General features: G+C 62.8%; 16 protein-coding genes and 3 tRNA genes. 5 read left to right on the forward strand and 14 right to left on the reverse strand.

The annotated features are described in order from the left end of the window. The first annotated feature begins 5 nt into the window (after positions 1-5). A complete protein-coding gene (locus ACUN9Y_RS01395) occupies positions 6-392 on the forward strand; it encodes a Na+/H+ antiporter subunit G (protein ID WP_445458889.1) in 387 nt (128 codons plus the stop codon). A 190-nt stretch (positions 393-582) separates the two neighbouring features. Here ACUN9Y_RS01395 and hemH read toward each other — a convergent pair whose 3' ends face one another. From hemH to rnr, 10 genes are all read right to left on the reverse strand, one after another. After that, positions 583-1,674 carry a ferrochelatase gene (gene hemH, locus ACUN9Y_RS01400; RefSeq protein ID WP_445458890.1) on the reverse strand — a complete coding sequence of 364 codons (1,092 nt, stop codon included), beginning with the start codon at positions 1,672-1,674 and terminating at the stop codon, positions 583-585. Between the two features lie 443 nt (positions 1,675-2,117). Further along, positions 2,118-2,420: a DUF6482 family protein gene (locus tag ACUN9Y_RS01405; RefSeq protein ID WP_445458891.1), complete on the reverse strand. Its 303-nt coding sequence runs from the start codon at positions 2,418-2,420 to the stop codon at positions 2,118-2,120. 573 nt (positions 2,421-2,993) lie between these two features. Further along, complete coding sequence (locus ACUN9Y_RS01410; RefSeq protein WP_445458892.1) at positions 2,994-3,287, reverse strand: hypothetical protein; 294 nt, start codon at positions 3,285-3,287, stop codon at positions 2,994-2,996. A 204-nt stretch (positions 3,288-3,491) separates the two neighbouring features. After that, complete coding sequence (dnaB, locus tag ACUN9Y_RS01415) at positions 3,492-4,880, reverse strand: replicative DNA helicase (protein WP_445458893.1); 1,389 nt, start codon at positions 4,878-4,880, stop codon at positions 3,492-3,494. A 145-nt stretch (positions 4,881-5,025) separates the two neighbouring features. Continuing rightward, a complete protein-coding gene (gene rplI, locus ACUN9Y_RS01420) occupies positions 5,026-5,472 on the reverse strand; it encodes a 50S ribosomal protein L9 (RefSeq protein ID WP_445458894.1) in 447 nt (148 codons plus the stop codon). 15 nt (positions 5,473-5,487) lie between these two features. Continuing rightward, on the reverse strand, positions 5,488-6,339 hold the full coding sequence (locus tag ACUN9Y_RS01425; RefSeq protein WP_445458895.1) for a hypothetical protein: 852 nt from the start codon (positions 6,337-6,339) through the stop codon (positions 5,488-5,490). Positions 6,340-6,350: 11 nt separating this feature from the next. After that, positions 6,351-6,578: a 30S ribosomal protein S18 gene (gene rpsR, locus ACUN9Y_RS01430; protein ID WP_013333281.1), complete on the reverse strand. Its 228-nt coding sequence runs from the start codon at positions 6,576-6,578 to the stop codon at positions 6,351-6,353. A gap of 46 nt (positions 6,579-6,624) precedes the next feature. Beyond that, positions 6,625-6,996: a 30S ribosomal protein S6 gene (gene rpsF, locus ACUN9Y_RS01435; RefSeq protein WP_445458896.1), complete on the reverse strand. Its 372-nt coding sequence runs from the start codon at positions 6,994-6,996 to the stop codon at positions 6,625-6,627. Positions 6,997-7,139: 143 nt separating this feature from the next. Next, positions 7,140-7,865, reverse strand: coding sequence for a 23S rRNA (guanosine(2251)-2'-O)-methyltransferase RlmB (gene rlmB / locus ACUN9Y_RS01440; protein ID WP_445459080.1), 726 nt, complete (start codon positions 7,863-7,865; stop codon positions 7,140-7,142). Positions 7,866-8,060: 195 nt separating this feature from the next. After that, entirely contained in the window at positions 8,061-10,481 is a 2,421-nt protein-coding gene (gene rnr, locus ACUN9Y_RS01445) for a ribonuclease R (RefSeq protein WP_445458897.1), read from the reverse strand. 241 nt (positions 10,482-10,722) lie between these two features. Here rnr and ACUN9Y_RS01450 point away from each other — a divergent pair. The 3 genes from ACUN9Y_RS01450 to ACUN9Y_RS01460 all read left to right on the forward strand — a co-directional run bounded on the left by ACUN9Y_RS01450 (position 10,723) and on the right by ACUN9Y_RS01460 (position 11,149). Then, a tRNA-Leu gene (locus ACUN9Y_RS01450) sits at positions 10,723-10,809 on the forward strand. Positions 10,810-10,880: 71 nt separating this feature from the next. Then, positions 10,881-10,967 (forward strand) — tRNA-Leu (locus ACUN9Y_RS01455). Between the two features lie 95 nt (positions 10,968-11,062). Beyond that, a tRNA-Leu gene (locus ACUN9Y_RS01460) sits at positions 11,063-11,149 on the forward strand. Between the two features lie 339 nt (positions 11,150-11,488). On the opposite strand, the gene ACUN9Y_RS01465 is transcribed toward ACUN9Y_RS01460, so the two are convergent. Both ACUN9Y_RS01465 and ACUN9Y_RS01470 read right to left on the reverse strand, forming a co-directional pair. Next, positions 11,489-12,349, reverse strand: coding sequence for a DNA/RNA non-specific endonuclease (locus ACUN9Y_RS01465; RefSeq protein WP_445458898.1), 861 nt, complete (start codon positions 12,347-12,349; stop codon positions 11,489-11,491). Positions 12,350-12,398: 49 nt separating this feature from the next. Then, positions 12,399-12,674: an Lrp/AsnC family transcriptional regulator gene (locus ACUN9Y_RS01470; RefSeq protein ID WP_163577463.1), complete on the reverse strand. Its 276-nt coding sequence runs from the start codon at positions 12,672-12,674 to the stop codon at positions 12,399-12,401. Between the two features lie 498 nt (positions 12,675-13,172). On the opposite strand from ACUN9Y_RS01470, the gene ACUN9Y_RS01475 reads away from it, so the two are divergent. Further along, positions 13,173-13,487 (forward strand): high-potential iron-sulfur protein, encoded by a 315-nt coding sequence (locus ACUN9Y_RS01475; RefSeq protein WP_445458899.1) that lies wholly within the window; start codon positions 13,173-13,175, stop codon positions 13,485-13,487. 200 nt (positions 13,488-13,687) lie between these two features. Here ACUN9Y_RS01475 and ACUN9Y_RS01480 read toward each other — a convergent pair whose 3' ends face one another. Next, complete coding sequence (locus tag ACUN9Y_RS01480; protein ID WP_445458900.1) at positions 13,688-15,274, reverse strand: SpoVR family protein; 1,587 nt, start codon at positions 15,272-15,274, stop codon at positions 13,688-13,690. A 138-nt stretch (positions 15,275-15,412) separates the two neighbouring features. Beyond that, positions 15,413-16,696, reverse strand: a complete 1,284-nt coding sequence (locus ACUN9Y_RS01485; RefSeq protein WP_445458901.1) for a YeaH/YhbH family protein — start codon at positions 16,694-16,696, stop codon at positions 15,413-15,415. Between the last annotated feature and the right edge of the window lie 40 nt (positions 16,697-16,736).

Here is a 16,736-nt window from a genome sequence, read left to right on the forward strand (position 1 = left end):
CAACCATGATCTATGTGATTCTCGAGGGCGTGATCTCTGCGCTGTTGATCGCCGGCGGCCTGTTCGCCTTTATCGGCTCGCTGGGCATGGCCCACCTGCGGGACTTCTTCATGCGCCTGCATGGCCCGACCAAGGCCACCACCCTCGGCATCGGCTGCATCCTGATCGCCTCGGTGCTGTACTTCAGCATCATCTCCGACGGCATCCATCTGCAGGAGCTGCTGATCACCCTGTTTCTGTTCATCACCGCCCCGGTCAGCGCCCACCTGCTGGCCAAGACCGGCCTGCACCAGCGCCTGAAACATCTCGACAAGACCCGCGGCAAGCCGTTGGAATTCCGCGAAGAGGAGCTCGGTGACAAGCCCGTTCCGCATCCCGGTCCGGACACCTGAATTCACTGCCTACTGCGCTGCGGTCAGGGCGTGATGCACCGGAAGATTACCAAGGCCACACCACAAGGGCCGCCCCTACGGGCGGCCCTTGTGGTGTAAAAAGAGACGGCGCCTGGTCCTCCGACGACGGCCGCGTTCAGCGCCAAGCCGGTGACCTGCTGCCCGATCGCGAGGCACGCCGTTCAAGGCATCACCAGCCCGCGAGCTCATTGCGCGCGATATTGGCAAGCGCCGCGATATGGTCATCGCGGTCATTGAGACAGGGAATGTAGGTGAATCGCTCGCCCCCGGCGGCCATGAAGCTATCACGAATCTCTTCTTCGATTTCCTCCAGCGTCTCGATACAGTCGGCGGCGAAGGCCGGCGAAATCACGGCGATGTGGCGGTGTCCTGCGCGGGCGAGATCAGCGACCTTGTCTACAGTGGCCGGTCCGACCCACTCCGCCGGACCAAACTTCGACTGAAAGGTGGTGACGATTTCATCATCGGCAAGTCCCAGGCGTTCCTTGAGCAGCCGCGTCGTCTTTTGGCACTGGCAATAGTAAGGGTCGCCATCGGTGAGAAAGCGCTTGGGTACGCCATGGTAGGAGGCCACCAGCACCGAGGGGCGTTCTTCGCGCTCGTAGACCTCACGCACCGACGCCGCCAAGGCCCGTTGAAAACCAGCATCGGCAAAGTACGCCGGCACGGTGCGGATTGACGGCTGCCACTTGAGCTTCATCAGGGTACGAAACACCTGGTCACAGGCCGTAGCGGTGGTGGGCGAGCCGTACTGCGGGTACAGCGGGAAGAACACAATACGCTGACACCCCTTGGCCTGCAGTCGGCGCACTGCGCCTTCGATCGAGGGGTTGCCATAGCGCATGCCAAAGGCCACCTCGACGCGATCGCCGTATGTCTCGTGCAGGTCCGCGGCTAGCTTCTCACTCTGCTGACGGGTGATGGTCAGCAGCGGACTCTCGTCGCGCTCGGTGTTCCAAATACCTCGGTAGGCCTTGCCGGACGCGAAGGGACGTCGACTCAGAATGACCAGCTGCAGCAGCGGCTGCCATAACCAGCGCGGATAATCGACCACCCGACGGTCCGACAGAAACTCACTCAAGTAACGCCGCACCGACCGGTAGTCGGTCGCGTCCGGCGTACCCAGGTTGACCACCAGTACCCCGACCTTCGCCGTCGCCACTTCCGGGTGATCGCTCGGCGCGTGGCTCGGCTGGTGGCGGTGCTCGATCGTTGAAGGGGGCGTGGCAGGCGAGGTGGCGTCGAAGTCACGATGGGCCATGGTCGAAGCATCCTTGAAAAAATCGCTCAAAGCGTACCACTGTCCGGGCAATAGCGCCGAATAGAGTTATCTTATGCCCCTCATTTGACCAATGATTGGCGAACTCATGTCCGGAACATTGCGCCGGGTCACGAGTAACCCACCGAGTCAGGCGCCGCCTCGCGGCCCGGATTCCGCGTCTTTTTCGACGACCTGCGTCGCCAGGGTCACGCCAACCAGCGACGCCGAGCCCGCCATGGTCAGGTGCTATCCGGTGACTCAGGTGGGCGTGGCGCGTGGGTACGTGACAAGCCCCGAGACACCGGAGTCGCCAGCCAGGAGAAAAGGCGCCAGGGCACGCTAACCACACGGGGCAGCGCAGAAGGAAGGGTAGGCGAAGGGATGACAGGCGCCGTCATTTCACCCCAGGCGGCGCAAGCGAACTCAACAAGCCAGGCGCCGGATCAGAAGACCAGCGGCATGCGGGAGGCCAGCGCCTCCTGGTAGTGGGCGTCTCGACCAACGACTTCATCCTGGGCCACGTGCTGAACCAAGTACGCACGGTGGATTCCGGCCCGCTTGAGTTCCAGGTAGACGTCGTCGAGGGAGCGGAACAGCACCGGTTTGCCGCGCCGGCAAAGCAGATGGCGCCGTCCCTCCACATCCTCGAGTTCGACCTGGTGGATACGACTGCCAGCATGACTGATCACGCGTATTTCGAAGTTATCGTGATGGCCGACAAAGGCCTTTAAATCATTGAATTCCATTGTATCTCTCGCCTCTTTCATGCGTTTTTCTGAGTTCTGATCTGGTCGTACTTCGGTTTGGCCGACGCGCCACGCCGTCCTGGACGCGCCACCCGACGCAGCGGGACACCCTCGACGAGCGTCTCGATGCGGAGTGTCGCTGGCTCACCGGCGCCGTTTCACCCCCGCCTCTTGGCGTCGCGCCCTGCGTCGCTCGGCTGGCGATGCCATTCCTGCGGGGTGTGTCAGCGGCACCAGGACGACGCGGCAACGCCCCCCCACGGCGCATGGGCTCCGCTCCTGATAGGATCATCGCACAGCCTGGCAGCCCAAGGTGACAGAACGATGACGCAAATGAGCGCTATCCGACCCAGGTCAGACACGCGGGTTCCCACCTTAGCGCAAGCGAGGCCGGCTCGACGGCCAAAAGGAAGCCAAGGCAAAGAGTGAGACCAAATTCGTCGATAGTGTGCCGAAGGCTTAGCAGGCGCTGCGCCCCCTCCCTTGTCCCTGTCCCTCAAGAGCCCAGACAAAAAAAGGCGCTCCGCGCAGCGGAACGCCCTTGTGCCAGTGGCATGACATCACATCACCAGGTCACTGATACTCGGAGGGATCGATGGCCTTGCCCAGGGAGTTGCGGTCGATCCAATTGCCGGCCTTCGTTTCCTTGTAGCGAAACACCACCTTGTCGCCCACCTTGACGGGCACCTCAGAGTCTTCGGTCTGGTAGCTGTAATCCACACCTTCCACCACCAGGTGGTAGCGATAGAGGTCCGGCATGCCCAGCCATTCCTTGAACGGCCCCTCGCGCTCGAGAGAGCTCAGCTCGCCACGCCCCTCGAGTTTCGGGGTGCGTTGTCGATTACCACGTCGGAATCCGCCTGCCATATGGGCCTCCAGTCAGGGGAAGGGATTGGGGAAAACAAGGGACGGCATTATACGGCCCCGGTCGCCAGGCTCAAGGCCGTCGGTGCGGCGACTCAGCCGCACCACCACCTCGCCTGTCTCGCTGTCCGGCGAAAGCGCGGGTCGAACTCGGGGCCGGGCGGCGCAACAGGCAGCGTGACGGGCTGGTTGTGTAAACCCACCGGATCATTCACCGAAGGTGTCACCGTAGCTATCCGGCGCCAGGTCCTCGAACCGAGTGTACTTGCCGATGAACGCCATGTGCACCGCGCCGATGGGGCCGTTACGCTGCTTGCCAATGATGAATTCCGCCAGCCCCTTGTTGTCGGGGTTATCCGGATTGTAGACCTCATCACGATAGACGAAGCCGATCAGGTCGGCGTCCTGCTCGATGGCGCCGGATTCCCGCAGGTCCGACATCACCGGACGCTTGTTGGGTCGCTGCTCCAGAGAGCGGTTGAGCTGTGACAGCGCCACCACCGGGCAGCCAAACTCCTTGGCCAGCCCCTTGAGCGAACGCGAAATCTCCGAGATCTCCCCGGTGCGGTTCTCGGAAAATCCGGGAATCTGCATCAGCTGCAGATAGTCGATCATGATCAGGGCGATATTGCCGTGCTCGCGGACGATTCGGCGAATCCGCGAACGCATCTCGTTGGGCGACAGCGCCGCGGTGTCATCGATAAATAGCTGCTTGTCCTTGAGCAGGTTCACCGCCGAGGTCAGCCGCGGCCAATCTTCATCTTCCAGCTGACCGCTACGCACCCGGGTCTGGTCGATCCGCCCCAATGACGACAGCACCCTGAGCATCAAGGATTCCGCGGGCATTTCCATGGAAAACACCACCACCGGCTTGTCGCTGGACACCACCGCATGCTCGACCAGATTCATGGCGAAGGTGGTCTTGCCCATCGATGGACGACCAGCGACGATCACCAGATCCGACGGTTGCAGGCCCGAAGTCATGTCGTCCAGGTCCCGAAAGCCGGTCGATAGCCCGGTCATCTGGCCCTGCATGTTAAACAGCTCATCGATCCGATCGACGGCCTTGGTCAACAGCTCGCTCATGCCGATGGGGCCACCGGTCTTGGGCCTGTCCTCGCTGATCTGAAAGACCAGCCGCTCGGCCTCATTGACCAGTTCGTCGGAGTTGCGACCGTTGGGATTGAAGGCCCCCTCGGCGATCTGATTCGAGGCCTGGATCAGCTTCCTGAACGTCGCTCGCTCACGCACGATATCGCCGTAGGCGCGAATATTGCTCGCCGATGGCGTGTTGCGTGCCAACTCCGCCAGATACGCCAGCCCCCCCACGGTATCGAGCTGATCGCGTCCCTCGAGGGCTTCGGACAGCGTCACCACGTCCAGCGGGTGACTGCCTTCCGCCAGGGCGATCATGGCGTTGAAGATCAGGCGGTGCTCGTAGCGATAAAAGTCATCGGCGACCAGACGCTCGGCCACCCCATCCCAGGCTTGATTGTCGAGCATCAAGCCCCCGAGCACCGATTGCTCGGCCTCCAGGGAATGCGGCGGCACCTTCAGCGCAGCGGTTTCCTGATCGACTTGTCGGGCGTCACTCATTCACTCACCTCGGATTCTCGGGCAGGCGTATTCTACCCGAAGGCCCGCGCCTGCCACACCTGAAGCACGGGTCGGCAGCGAAAACGCAGACGCAAAAAAGGCGCGGGAAGACTCCCGCGCCCTTCACGTCCGGTGACTGTGTGCCTTATTCGGCGACAACAACCACGCGAACCGCAGCGTCGACTTCGGCATGCAGGTGCAGGACGATGTCGTACTCACCGGTCTGGCGAATCGGACCTTCCGGCATGCGAACTTCGCTCTTGGCGACTTCGATACCAGCGCTGGAGATAGCGTCGGCCAGGTCACGCGGACCGATGGAGCCGAACAGCTTACCTTCGTCACCAGACTTGGCGACCAGAGACAGCTCGATGTCGTTGAGCTGCTCGGCGCGCGCTTCGGCTTCGGCCTTGCGCTCGGCGGCCTGAGCTTCAAGCTCGGCACGCTGGGCTTCAAAGGCAGCGATGTTGTCCTTGGTGGCCGGCACGGCGAGACCGTAAGGCACCAGGTAGTTGCGGCCGTATCCAGGCTTGACGGTGACCTTGTCACCGAGACCGCCCAGCTTGCCAATGTTGTCGAGCAGAATGACTTCCATCTCGTAAACCTCTTGTCAGTCGTTGTGGGCCAGTCGACCGCGGAAGTCCGCGAAGGTGTCGATCAGAGCCACAAACAGCACGATGAGTATCATGGGCCAGGTGGTAATCAGCAGCACATAGAACGCTACCAGCCACAACCCGTTCATCCCTTTACGTCCAACTACACCATGCGTTAATCCAATGCCTGCCATCAGCAGCGGGATCCAGACCAGCATGCCGACACTCGGCAGGCCAAGCAGGGTCCCGAAGGCCACCAGCGCGACCACGATCAGTAGCTCGCGACGGCTCAGGCGCAATGCGTGGAACTCTTCCCGGAACCCGCCCGGATTATAGAGCCCCGCCTGCCAACTGCGCCCCAGCGCCAGACAGGCCACCGCGGTGAGCATCACGACCAGGCCGGTGACGCCACTGATGACCAGTTCCGCGAGCTGCGTGGCATCCACGCCACTGGCGGCCAGTTCGTCGAGCATGGCGGCCACGTCGGTCGAACTCTGGCGCAGCTGCTCCAGCATCATGGCGGTGTCTGCCTTGGGCAGGAACACGCCGATCTGGATCATCGCCGCACCGGCCAGAACGCCCACGATGAGCGCCTCGCTCCAGCGCGTCCGAGCTCGCAACACGATCGCCATCAGTACCGTGAGCAAGGTGGTGGTCAGGGGGATCGGATCGCCCTGAGTCCACCACCAGCCCGCCGGCACCGCCGCGGCAACGATGACCGGCAGCGCCGGGGCCATGCCCCGCCGCAGGGTCACCAGGGTCGCGATCGCCGCACCGAACCAGAACAACCACGGGATCAATGACGCCACCAGAGCCACCAACGCGGCTTGCGGTGTGCCTTTCATCGACCATCGGGCGACGGGCAGCATCGGCTAACGCCTTACTGGTGGCTGTCGGTGTAGGGCAGCAGAGCCAGGTAACGCGCGCGCTTGATCGCGGTAGACAGCTGGCGCTGATAACGGGCCTTGGTACCAGTGATGCGGCTAGGAACGATCTTGCCGGTCTCGGTGACGTAGGCCTTGAGCGTGTCCAGATCCTTGTAATCGATCTGCTTCACGCCTTCAGCGGTGAAACGGCAAAACTTACGGCGACGGAAAAAGCGTGCCATGTATAAGACTCCTTAATACGTGCGATGCAGGGCGTGGATGCCGAGCTTAGGCGGATTCAGCGGTGCGCGGCTTTTCTTCGCGACGAGCACGCTTGTCTTCCACCGGCTTCATCATCGGAGACGCTTCGGTGATGGCTTCCTTGCAGCGCACCACCAGGCTGCGAATGATGGCGTCGTTGAAACGGAAGATATTCTCGATTTCCTCGAGAGTCTCACCGCTGCACTCGACGTTCATCAGCACGTAGTGAGCCTTGTGAATCTTGTTGATCGGGTAAGCCAGGTGACGGCGGCCCCAATCCTCGAGACGGTGAACGGTACCGGCATTTTCGGTGACGATGCTGGTATAACGCTCGACCATGGCCGGAACCTGCTCACTCTGGTCCGGGTGGACCATGAAGACGATCTCGTAGTGACGCATGGATTCTCCTTTCGGTTTGGCAGCTTCCACGGGACTGGGTTCAACCCGTCACCAGGGAAGCAAGGAGTGATAGTAAAAAAACCTGTGCCCGCACAGGATGCACGGGCGCAGGTATTCTATAGAGTGCAGAGATGGGGTGCAAGCTAGGCGCTGGAAACGCGCTGGCGCACGGCTTCAAACAGACAGATACCGGTCGCCACCGACACGTTCAGGCTCGACACCTGACCCGCCATCGGCAGCTTGATCAGGGTATCGCAGGCCTCTCGGGTCAAGCGTCGCATGCCCTTGCCTTCGGCGCCCATGACCAGTGCCGTCGGGCCGCTGAAGTCGGCCTGGTAAAGGCTCACCTCGGCCTCGCCGGCGGTGCCGGTGATCCAGACCCCGAGGGCCTTCAGCTTGTCCATCGCCCGGACCAGATTGGTGACTTGATACACCGGCACGCTCTCGGCCGCACCACAGGCGACCTTGCGCACCGTGGCATTCAGCGGTGCGGCGCGGTCCTTGGGCACGATGACGCCATGCACCCCGGCAGCATCGGCGCTGCGCAGGCAAGCCCCGACGTTGTGCACGTCGGTGACGCCGTCAAGAATCAACAGCAACGGGGGAGTGTCCAGCGGCCAGGCCTTCAGCTTGTGCCACAACGACTCCTCGCTTTCCGGCGTCAAGGGCGGACAGAAGGCCACGATGCCCTGGTGGGACGCGCCATGGGAGAGCGCATCGAGCTCCTCACGGGCCACGCTCTTCAGCCGCGCACCCCGCCCGCGCGCAACGTCGACCAGCTCCGTCAGGCGGCGCTCGGCGTCGCCTTCCTGGACCCACAGCTCCCTGGGCGACTCACCACGCTCGAGCAGCGCTCGCACCGCATGCACGCCGAACACGCCGTCCAGCCCCCCAGGCACCGCCGGAGACGGAGAAACAGGCCGGCGCCGCTCGCCCCTGGGGCGGCCGGCACTGCGATCCGACGCCGACATGCCCTCCTTCGCCGCCCGGCTCCCCGGCTTGCCGGAACCGGCACCAGGCTTGCCGCCCTGCCGAGCGCCCTTCTTCGGGTTCGCCATGATCGCTTACCTGTTGTCCTGACGAGCGCCACGGCGCGGGCCGCGACGGCGACGACCGCCCTTGCGCTGGGTGTCCTTGCCGGACTTGTCATCCTTCTTCGGCGCCGGCCCAGTTGCGGCCTGATCGGCCCCTTTCTTCGCTGCATCGCCCGAGCGACGCTTGCGCGGCGCACGCCGAGGGCGCGGCTTGTCGTCGCCCATGTCGAAGTCGATCTTGCGCTCGTCCAAATCGACTCGAGCCACCTGCACCGTGACGCCATCGCCGAGGCGGTAGCTGGTACCGGTGCGCTCGCCCTTGAGACGATGCTTCTCGGCCTCGTAGTGGTAGTAGTCCGACGGCAGCGAGGTGACATGCACCAGGCCTTCGACGTAGACCTCATCCAGCCGCACGAAGATGCCGAACCCGGTCACGGATGCGATCGTGCCATCGTAGACCTCGCCAAGTTTGTCGGACATGAACTCGCACTTGAGCCAGTCTTCCACGTCGCGGGTGGCATCGTCGGCGCGGCGCTCCGTCATCGAGCTGTGCTCACCGAGCTCGAGCATCTGCTCGAAGGTGTACGGGCACCACTTGCTCGGCGGCTCGACCGGCGCGCCCTCGGCCCGCAGGACAGTATTGGTCTGACGCGGCCCGCGAATCACCGAACGGATGGCACGGTGGACCAGCAGGTCGGGATAACGCCGGATCGGCGAAGTGAAGTGCGCATAAGCCTGATAGGCCAGGCCGAAGTGGCCTTCGTTGTGCGGCGAGTACACCGCCTGACTCATGGAACGCAGCATCACCGTCTGGATGATATCGGCGTCATCACGACCCTTGATCGCTTCGGCCAGGTCACGATAGTCCTGGGGCGTCGGCGCATCGCCGCCGCCGACCGAGAGGCCAAGCTCGTTGAGGAACAGGCGCAGCTTGTCCAGGCGCTCCGGCGACGGGCGCTCATGGATCCGATACAGCGCCGGCAGGTCGTGCTTGTCGAGAAAGCGCGCCGTGGCGACGTTGGCCGCCAACATGCACTCCTCGATGATCTTGTGGGCATCGTTGCGCGAGCGCGGGACGATCTTCTCGATCTTGCGCTCGTCGTTGAACACGATGGCCGTTTCGGTGGTCTCGAAGTCGATGGCACCGCGCTCGGTGCGCGCCTGACGCAGAAGTTCATACAGGCTATTGAGGTTCTTCAGCGACGGCACCAGCGCCTTGTACTCTTCACGCAGTGCATCGCCCTGCTCACCTTCGTCCTGGAGGATCGCCGCTACCTTGTTATAGGTCAGGCGGGCGTGTGAGCGGAAGACCGCCTCATAGAAGCGATAGCGGCTGATCACACCGGTCTTGGAGATGTTCATCTCGCAGACCAGGGCCAGGCGATCGACACCCGGATTCAGCGAGCAGAGCCCGTTGGACAGAAGCTCCGGCAGCATCGGCACCACTTGGCCAGGGAAATACACCGAGTTGCCCCGGGTGATGGCTTCCTGATCCAGCGGGCTACCTGGACGCACGTAGTGCGACACGTCGGCGATGGCGACCAGAAGCTTCCAGCTACCCGACTTGGTCTTGTAGGCGCAGACGGCATCATCGAAGTCCTTGGCGGACTCATCGTCGATGGTCACCAGCGGCTGGTCACGCAGGTCGATACGGTGCGCCTTGTCGGCCTCTTCCACCTCGGCTGACATGCTCGCGATCTGGTCGACCACCTCCGGCGGAAACTGATCCGGAATCTCGTAGCTACGCAGCGCGATGTCGATCTCCATGCCGGGGTCCATGCGCTCCCCCAGCACCTCGATGACCTCGCCCACCGGCTGCACGCGGGTCTCGGGCTGCTTGACGATGCGCGCCGAGATGACCTGCCCATCCTGGGCACCGCCACAGGCACTGTGAGGGATGATCACTTCCTGAGTGACGCGATTGTTCTCCGGGATCAGGATCCCGAACTCCGGCGTATTCTGGCGATAGACGCCGACGATGGTCTGGGTGTTGCGTGCCAGCACCTCGACGACGGTGGCCTCATCACGGCCGCGCCGGTCACGCCCGCTGACGCGCACCAGGACGTGGTCCCCATGGAACACCCGGCGCATCTGTCGCGGCGGCATGACCAGATCAGGCTTCTTGCCATCATCACGCAGCAGGAAGCCGAACCCGTCTCGATGGCCCAGCACCTTGCCCTTGATCAGGTCGAGCTTGTCGATCAGTGCATAGGCGCTGCGCCGGTTGCGCAGCACCTGGCCGTCGCGCTCCATGGCGGCCAGGCGTCGACGCACGGCCTCGCGCAGATCCTCGTCATCGAGGCCCAACTCATCGCTCATGGCCTCATGGGTGATCGGCGCACCGACCTCCTCCAGGCGCTGAAGAAGGTAATCCCGGGAGGGGGCAGGGTTGTCATACTTGTGGGCTTCGCGGCTGGCTTGGGCGTCGCTTTCGAGCGTCCAGTGAGTCATGCGGTGAGCATCCTTGGCAGGGTCAGTGACGGCAACTGGGCGCCGGCACCCAGGCGCGAGCGTGCGGTCTTTTCATTCGATTCACTTGTCATCCGCGCAGTATAGCGCCGGGTAGAGCCGCACCCAACCATAAGAAGGCCCAGATACAGCGGAATTCGGCCCGATAGAGCAAAAAACTTCGGCGGAACCTCGCCAGGAGGGCTTGCAATATGGCGGCGTTTCGGTAACATACGCGCCACTTGCCCAGATGGCGGAATTGGTAGACGCGCTAGCTTCAGGTGCTAGTGTCCTTATGGACGTGGAGGTTCAAGTCCTCTTCTGGGCACCATTGACCCCCCCCCGGGGTCAGCGACGATGGAAGCATCGTTACGCTCTTTGTCAGATCGCAGTGTCGTGTTCGCCCAGGTGGCGGAATTGGTAGACGCGCTAGCTTCAGGTGCTAGTGTCCTTATGGACGTGGAGGTTCAAGTCCTCTCCTGGGCACCAATCGTCAGGCTCCGGCTTGATGACGATCACGATACGCTCGGCTGGTTGACTCGGCCAAGGCGACAACTGACAAGACATTGCAGCACGCATGACACGCCCAGGTGGCGGAATTGGTAGACGCGCTAGCTTCAGGTGCTAGTGTCCTTATGGACGTGGAGGTTCAAGTCCTCTCCTGGGCACCAATCGTGTGATGTGACTGCAGGCCTGCTCAAGGCACCCGGACGATAACGACCGCCCCGGCGGCCGATCGGACCGACCCGAAAACCGCGCATCGACGCGGTTTTTTTGTGTCTGTCTTTTGGCGATGCTGCTTGACGATACGGCAGACGCATCGCCCTCCTGCATCGCACCAGGACTCCCACCGCCGATGCCGACTCCCACCGCGCTTCTGCACGACGACCCGCACGACAACCCGCACGACAACCCGCACGGCAAGAAGAGCCCTCAGCGTTTCTCGTCGTCAGCGCCTCCCGGCCCATTCGCCGACGCCCCCTTCGCCCTGCCCGGACGCCAGGCAAGCGCTAGAAGCGGCCCGGTAGATTGGCCACCTGGGATAACTGCCAGTTGCCGACGCCGGCGGAAGCCTCCCAAGCCGGCGCTGCAGATGCGGACAGGCGCGGCAGGAAATTCAGACCGGTGCGTGCCTCGACCTCATCGATACTGACCAGAAAGCGATCCAGGGGCTCATCGCCGCTCACGTCCTGCGGCATGATGAAGGCCAGGGCTCGCGGGGTGTCACCCGGCACCACGATAATCTTGTAGAACGCGTCTGGAACCTCGACGAATCCGACTCGATCGAGCAGGCTGGCCACCGACAGCTCAGCGTAGATGGGGCCGGTAATCACCTGCAACTGACCGAATCGCGGCAAGAAGCGATCCATGACCACCTCTTCGAGGCGCTGCCACAACTGGCGATTGAGATTCGGCTTCTGGGGCAGCATGTTGCTCATGAGAAAGCTGTCTCTCTGGGCGTCGACTCCCCCCATCGATGCCATGGCATAGTTCGGGGCGAGATGCCCGCGATCATAACCACTGCCGGAATAGCTGCTGGTGGAAATCGGCCACAGGGTCCGCCAATCGCCCTGAAACGACGGCCGCGGCCCGATATTCCTCTCGTTTACCGCGGTCAGTTCGTAGCTGGACCAAAGCGCCCCGACGCGGATATCCGACCAACCCAGTAGATAGCCGTCGTTGCGCAACACGCGACTGAAGGCAAGCACACCGGGCTCGTTCCATTCCGTCACCCCCATCCAGCTCATGCGATCGCGATAGCCCTGCTCGGTGGAGTGCCAAAGCAGCGCACCACCGACGACCATGACCAGGGTGATCAAGAAATGGCGAGGCCGCGGCAGCACCCGCGACAGCGAGAGGTCCAGGCTCATTCGTCGTGGCCGTTGGTCGCGGCCCGGGCAAGGCTGGCAAGCATTCGCATCACCACCCGAGAGAGAACATCGTCTCGAGATCGTGGCGCGAGTGCACCTGCATGGCGTTCAGTGTTTCGGTGTCGGAGATGCCTTCCACCGCGTTCAGTCGCTCGGTGACCAGCTCCGCCAGGCTCTCGAAATCCCGCGTGCGAGCTATCGCCACCAGGTCGTAACGCCCGCAGGTCGAGTAGACCTCACTGATGCCATCAACGTCGGCCAGGCGCTCGGCGACCGCCTTGACCTGGCCCTTGTCGGTGTTTATCAGGATCACCGCATTCTGCATGGTCACACTCCTTCAATGGATCGCCTTGGGTCGGCCCTGGCGGGCGGAAACCAGCTGTCGGGAAATCGCCATACCTCGCGCGGCGCAAGCCCCGGATGGCGTCCCCGCCTGGTTAAGGGGCCCTGTGCATCGCAGTATATCAGCGACCCCCCTCCGGCAGCACCCGGGCGGCGACCGGCCTGGCGTTAGCCATTGCCCGCAGCACCCGCCGGGGCGATCGACACCCGCCGGGACATGCATGGCCTGTCACGGTCGCGACACTCCAGGCTCAGTCTGGCCGGTTGATGGCCAACGCCAGCCGCGATAGTTCGCGCGACGGATTGACGCATTTCGCGTCTCGCTATTCGCCTTCGCTCCCACGCTTGGCTAATCTGAGAGCCTGGCTACTCGATAGTGGCCAGCGGGTGCACGCCACCCTCATAACCAAAAGTCTGGGCAGTGACCCAGACTCAAGACCGACCATGACCAATCAGCAACGACAACCGATGAGGAGTGCCCATGGCCACGAACAGCCGTCGTGACTTTTTGCGCAACAGCCTGTTTGCCGTCGCCGCCCTGCCCCTGGGGGCCGGCGTCCTGTCTCGCACCGCGCTTGCACAAGACTTGCCGCGGCTCGAGATGGACAACGCTCAGGCCCAGGCGCTGGGCTATGTGGAAACCGCCAGCGAAGCCAGCGGCAACGCCGCCTACGAAGAAGGCGAACACTGCGCCAACTGCATGTTCTTCAATGCCGAAACCGAAGGCTGCCAACTGTTCCCCCAGAACAGCGTCGCCCCCGAAGGATGGTGCCAGTCCTGGACGGCCAAAGCCTGAGCCCTCGGCGCTTGCGCCAGTGCTTGCGTCATCATGAAAATGCCCGCGCCATTGACTGGCGCGGGCATTCTTCGGCCCCGGCGTCGTGACAATGCTCGTCGTGGCGCCACCGTGCAACACCGCAAAGCCTCGGCAGCCCCGGCCTCACCGCACAGGCGCCACCATCGACCGGCTGAACCTCGACGAGCCTGTCGTCAGCTTCAGGCGCCGCTCTCTTCGGCATCGGGCAGCGGCCAATGATAGCGACGCACGACGTCATCTCCCTCGATGGACTCAAGCCTCACCGGGAACCCCCACAATTGATGCAGATGGCGGATCACCGGATAGACGCTGCGCGCCAGTGGTCGTCGCTGGTCCTGCACATGCCGCAGCGTCAACGAACGATCACCGCGGATATCCGCCTCGTAGACCTGAATGTTAGGCTCCCTGAGCGATAGCGCATACTGAGCGGACAGCGCCTCGCGCACCCGGCGATAGCCGCGTTCATCATGAATGGCGGCCACCTCGAGCATCTCTTCCTGGTCGTCGTCGACGATCTGAAACAGCTTCAGATCGCGAATGACCTTGGGCGACAGGAACTGCTGGATAAACGATTCATCCTTGAAGTTGCGCATGGCAAAGTTGAGCGTTTCACGCCAATCGCTGCCGGCGATATCGGGAAACCACTCGCGATCTTCGTCCTCAGGGCTCTCGCAGATCCGCCTCAAGTCGGTAAAGATGGCGAACCCGAGCGCATAGGGATTGATGCCGTTGTAATAGGGACTATCGAAGGCCGGCTGACTGACCACGGCGGTGTGGGATTGCAGGAACTCAAGCATCAGCCCTTCATCGACCGCCCCTTCGTCGAACAGGCGATTCATCAGGGTGTAGTGCCAGAACGTCGCCCAGCCTTCGTTCATGACCTGGGTCTGACGCTGCGGGTAAAAGTACTGGGCAAGCTTGCGCACGATCCGCACCACCTCTCGCTGCCAGGGCGCCAGCAGCGGTGCATTCTTCTCGATGAAGTAGAGTAGGTTCTCCTGGGGCTCCGGCGGGTAGCGTCCCCCTTCGTGAAGACCAAGCGGGTCGTTGTCGTCCGCATCACCCGCGCCCAGGGTGGGCGCTCCGGGCATGCCCGTGGGAATCGTCCGCCATAGGGTGTTGACCTGGGTCTGGAGGTACTCTTCACGCTCCGCCTGACGGCGCGACTCCTCTTCCGGCGAGACCGGCGAGGGGCGCTTGTAGCGATCGACGCCGTAGTTCTGCAGCGCATGGCAGGCATCGAGTAGCTGCTCCACCGCCTGAACGCCGTGACGCTCCTCGCACTGGGTCAGATACTTCCTGGCGAATACCAGGTAATCGACGATGGAAGACGCGTCGGTCCAGGTGCGAAACAGGTAGTTGCCCTTGAAGAAAGAGTTGTGGCCATAGCAGGCATGGGCCATGACCAACACCTGCATCATCAGGGTGTTCTCTTCCATCAGGTAGGCGATACAGGGATCGGAGTTGATCACCAGTTCGTAAGCCAGCCCCATCTGTCCGCGGCGATAGGCCTGCTCGACGGCCAGGAACTGCTTGCCGAAGGACCAGTGATGGTAACCCACCGGCATGCCTACGCTGGCATAGGCGTCCATCATCTGCTCGGTGGTGATGACTTCGATCTGGTTCGGATAGGTGTCGAGGCGGTACTCATCGGCGAGCCTCGAGATTTCAACCTCGAACTCGGTGAGTGTCTCGAAGTTCCAGTCCGAGCCCGTCGCAATGGGCTTGCTGCGCCGGCTACTGCTGCTCACGGACATGCGGTTCATGGCCTTCCCTCCTGTCGCGTCCGGCGGTCTCGACGAGCCCGCCGTATCCGGCACCAGCGACTCTCGCGTGCTCGCCAGGCGGTTCCTGGCCTGGCCTTGCCGACGAGGCTGACGCCGTGCCTCCTAGCGCGTCCTGGCCTACGCGGATTCACGCCGCTTGAACAGCGCACGGAACACCGGGTAGATGTCGCCCGGCTCCACGATCTGGCGCATGGCAAACCGATCGGGGTATTCCGCCTCGACCCGTTCGTACTCCTCCCACAGCGCCTGATGGGCGTGGGGAGTGATCTCCACGTAGGTGAAGTATTGCAGCCGCGACATCAGTGAATTGGATAACAGCTCTCGGCAGTTGACCGAGTCATCGTCCCAGTTATCCCCATCAGATGCCTGAGCCACATAGAGGTTCCACTGGGCTGGGGGGTAACGCTTGTCGATGATCTCGTCGACCAGCGTCAATGCACTCGAGACGATGGTCCCCCCGGTCTCGCGGGAGTAGAAGAACTCCTCCTCATCGACTTCCTTGGCGGCGGTATGGTGGCGGACGAAAACCAGCTCCACGCGCTCGTAGCTGCGCTCAAGGAATAGATACAGCAGCAGGAAAAAACGCTTGGCGATGTCCTTGTGGGCCTGGGTCATGGAGCCAGACACGTCCATGACGCAGAACATCACCGCCTTGCTCGACGGCTGGGGTTGATTGATCAGATGGTTGTAGCGCAGATCATAGGTGTCGATGAACGGCACCGCCTCGAGACGCTTCTCGAGGCGCTCGATCTCGGCCTTGAGTTCCTGAACACGAGCGGGATTGCGCAGCACCGGATCCTTGCGCTCCTCCAGGGCCAATGCCTCCTGGGCTTCACGCAGGGCCCGACGGATCGGGGCGCGCATGGCGATGCGCCTGGCCTGGGCCTCGCGCATGGAGCGCACGATATTGATCCGCGCCGGCACTCCGTCCCGCGATACCCCGGCACGTACCGGGCGCACCTCTTCGACATCGACCAGCGGCTTGCGCTCGAGGTGTGGCAGCTCCAACCCATCGAAGACGAACTCGAGAAACTCCTCCCGGGTCAGAGTAAAGGCGAACTCATCCACCCCCTCGCCCTGGTTGGACGCACCGCCTTCGCCACTGCCATCGCCGCCGCCGGAGCCGCCGGGCCGCCTCAGGCGATCGCCTTCTTCGAATTCGCGGTTGCCGGGAGCGATGATCGAGCGCCGCCCGCCGGAACCGTGCTGGAACACCGGCTCGGAGATGTCGCGACTGGGGATGGAAATCTTCTCACCGCGCTCCATATCGGTGATCGAGCGACGATTGACGGCCTCCTCCACCGACCGCTTGATATGGGTCCGATAGCGGTCGAGGAAGCGCTGACGATTGACCGCGCTCTTGTGCTTGGCGTTGGCACGACGATCGATGAAATAGGTCATCGGGTCCTCCTGGGCGCCCAGTGTGGGTCACGGGGCGACA

This window comes from Halomonas sp. V046, from assembly GCF_052645355.1.

Coding starts and splice junctions, on each gene's coding strand:
- ACUN9Y_RS01395 (WP_445458889.1), top strand. CDS start 6: ATGATCTATGTGATTCTCGAGGGCGTGATCTCTGCGCTGTTGATCGCC.
- hemH (WP_445458890.1), bottom strand. CDS start 1,674: ATGGCCCATCGTGACTTCGACGCCACCTCGCCTGCCACGCCCCCTTCA.
- ACUN9Y_RS01405 (WP_445458891.1), bottom strand. CDS start 2,420: ATGGAATTCAATGATTTAAAGGCCTTTGTCGGCCATCACGATAACTTC.
- ACUN9Y_RS01410 (WP_445458892.1), bottom strand. CDS start 3,287: ATGGCAGGCGGATTCCGACGTGGTAATCGACAACGCACCCCGAAACTC.
- dnaB (WP_445458893.1), bottom strand. CDS start 4,880: ATGAGTGACGCCCGACAAGTCGATCAGGAAACCGCTGCGCTGAAGGTG.
- rplI (WP_445458894.1), bottom strand. CDS start 5,472: ATGGAAGTCATTCTGCTCGACAACATTGGCAAGCTGGGCGGTCTCGGT.
- ACUN9Y_RS01425 (WP_445458895.1), bottom strand. CDS start 6,339: ATGCTGCCCGTCGCCCGATGGTCGATGAAAGGCACACCGCAAGCCGCG.
- rpsR (WP_013333281.1), bottom strand. CDS start 6,578: ATGGCACGCTTTTTCCGTCGCCGTAAGTTTTGCCGTTTCACCGCTGAA.
- rpsF (WP_445458896.1), bottom strand. CDS start 6,996: ATGCGTCACTACGAGATCGTCTTCATGGTCCACCCGGACCAGAGTGAG.
- rnr (WP_445458897.1), bottom strand. CDS start 10,481: ATGACTCACTGGACGCTCGAAAGCGACGCCCAAGCCAGCCGCGAAGCC.
- ACUN9Y_RS01465 (WP_445458898.1), bottom strand. CDS start 12,349: ATGAGCCTGGACCTCTCGCTGTCGCGGGTGCTGCCGCGGCCTCGCCAT.
- ACUN9Y_RS01470 (WP_163577463.1), bottom strand. CDS start 12,674: ATGCAGAATGCGGTGATCCTGATAAACACCGACAAGGGCCAGGTCAAG.
- ACUN9Y_RS01475 (WP_445458899.1), top strand. CDS start 13,173: ATGGCCACGAACAGCCGTCGTGACTTTTTGCGCAACAGCCTGTTTGCC.
- ACUN9Y_RS01480 (WP_445458900.1), bottom strand. CDS start 15,274: ATGAACCGCATGTCCGTGAGCAGCAGTAGCCGGCGCAGCAAGCCCATT.
- ACUN9Y_RS01485 (WP_445458901.1), bottom strand. CDS start 16,696: ATGACCTATTTCATCGATCGTCGTGCCAACGCCAAGCACAAGAGCGCG.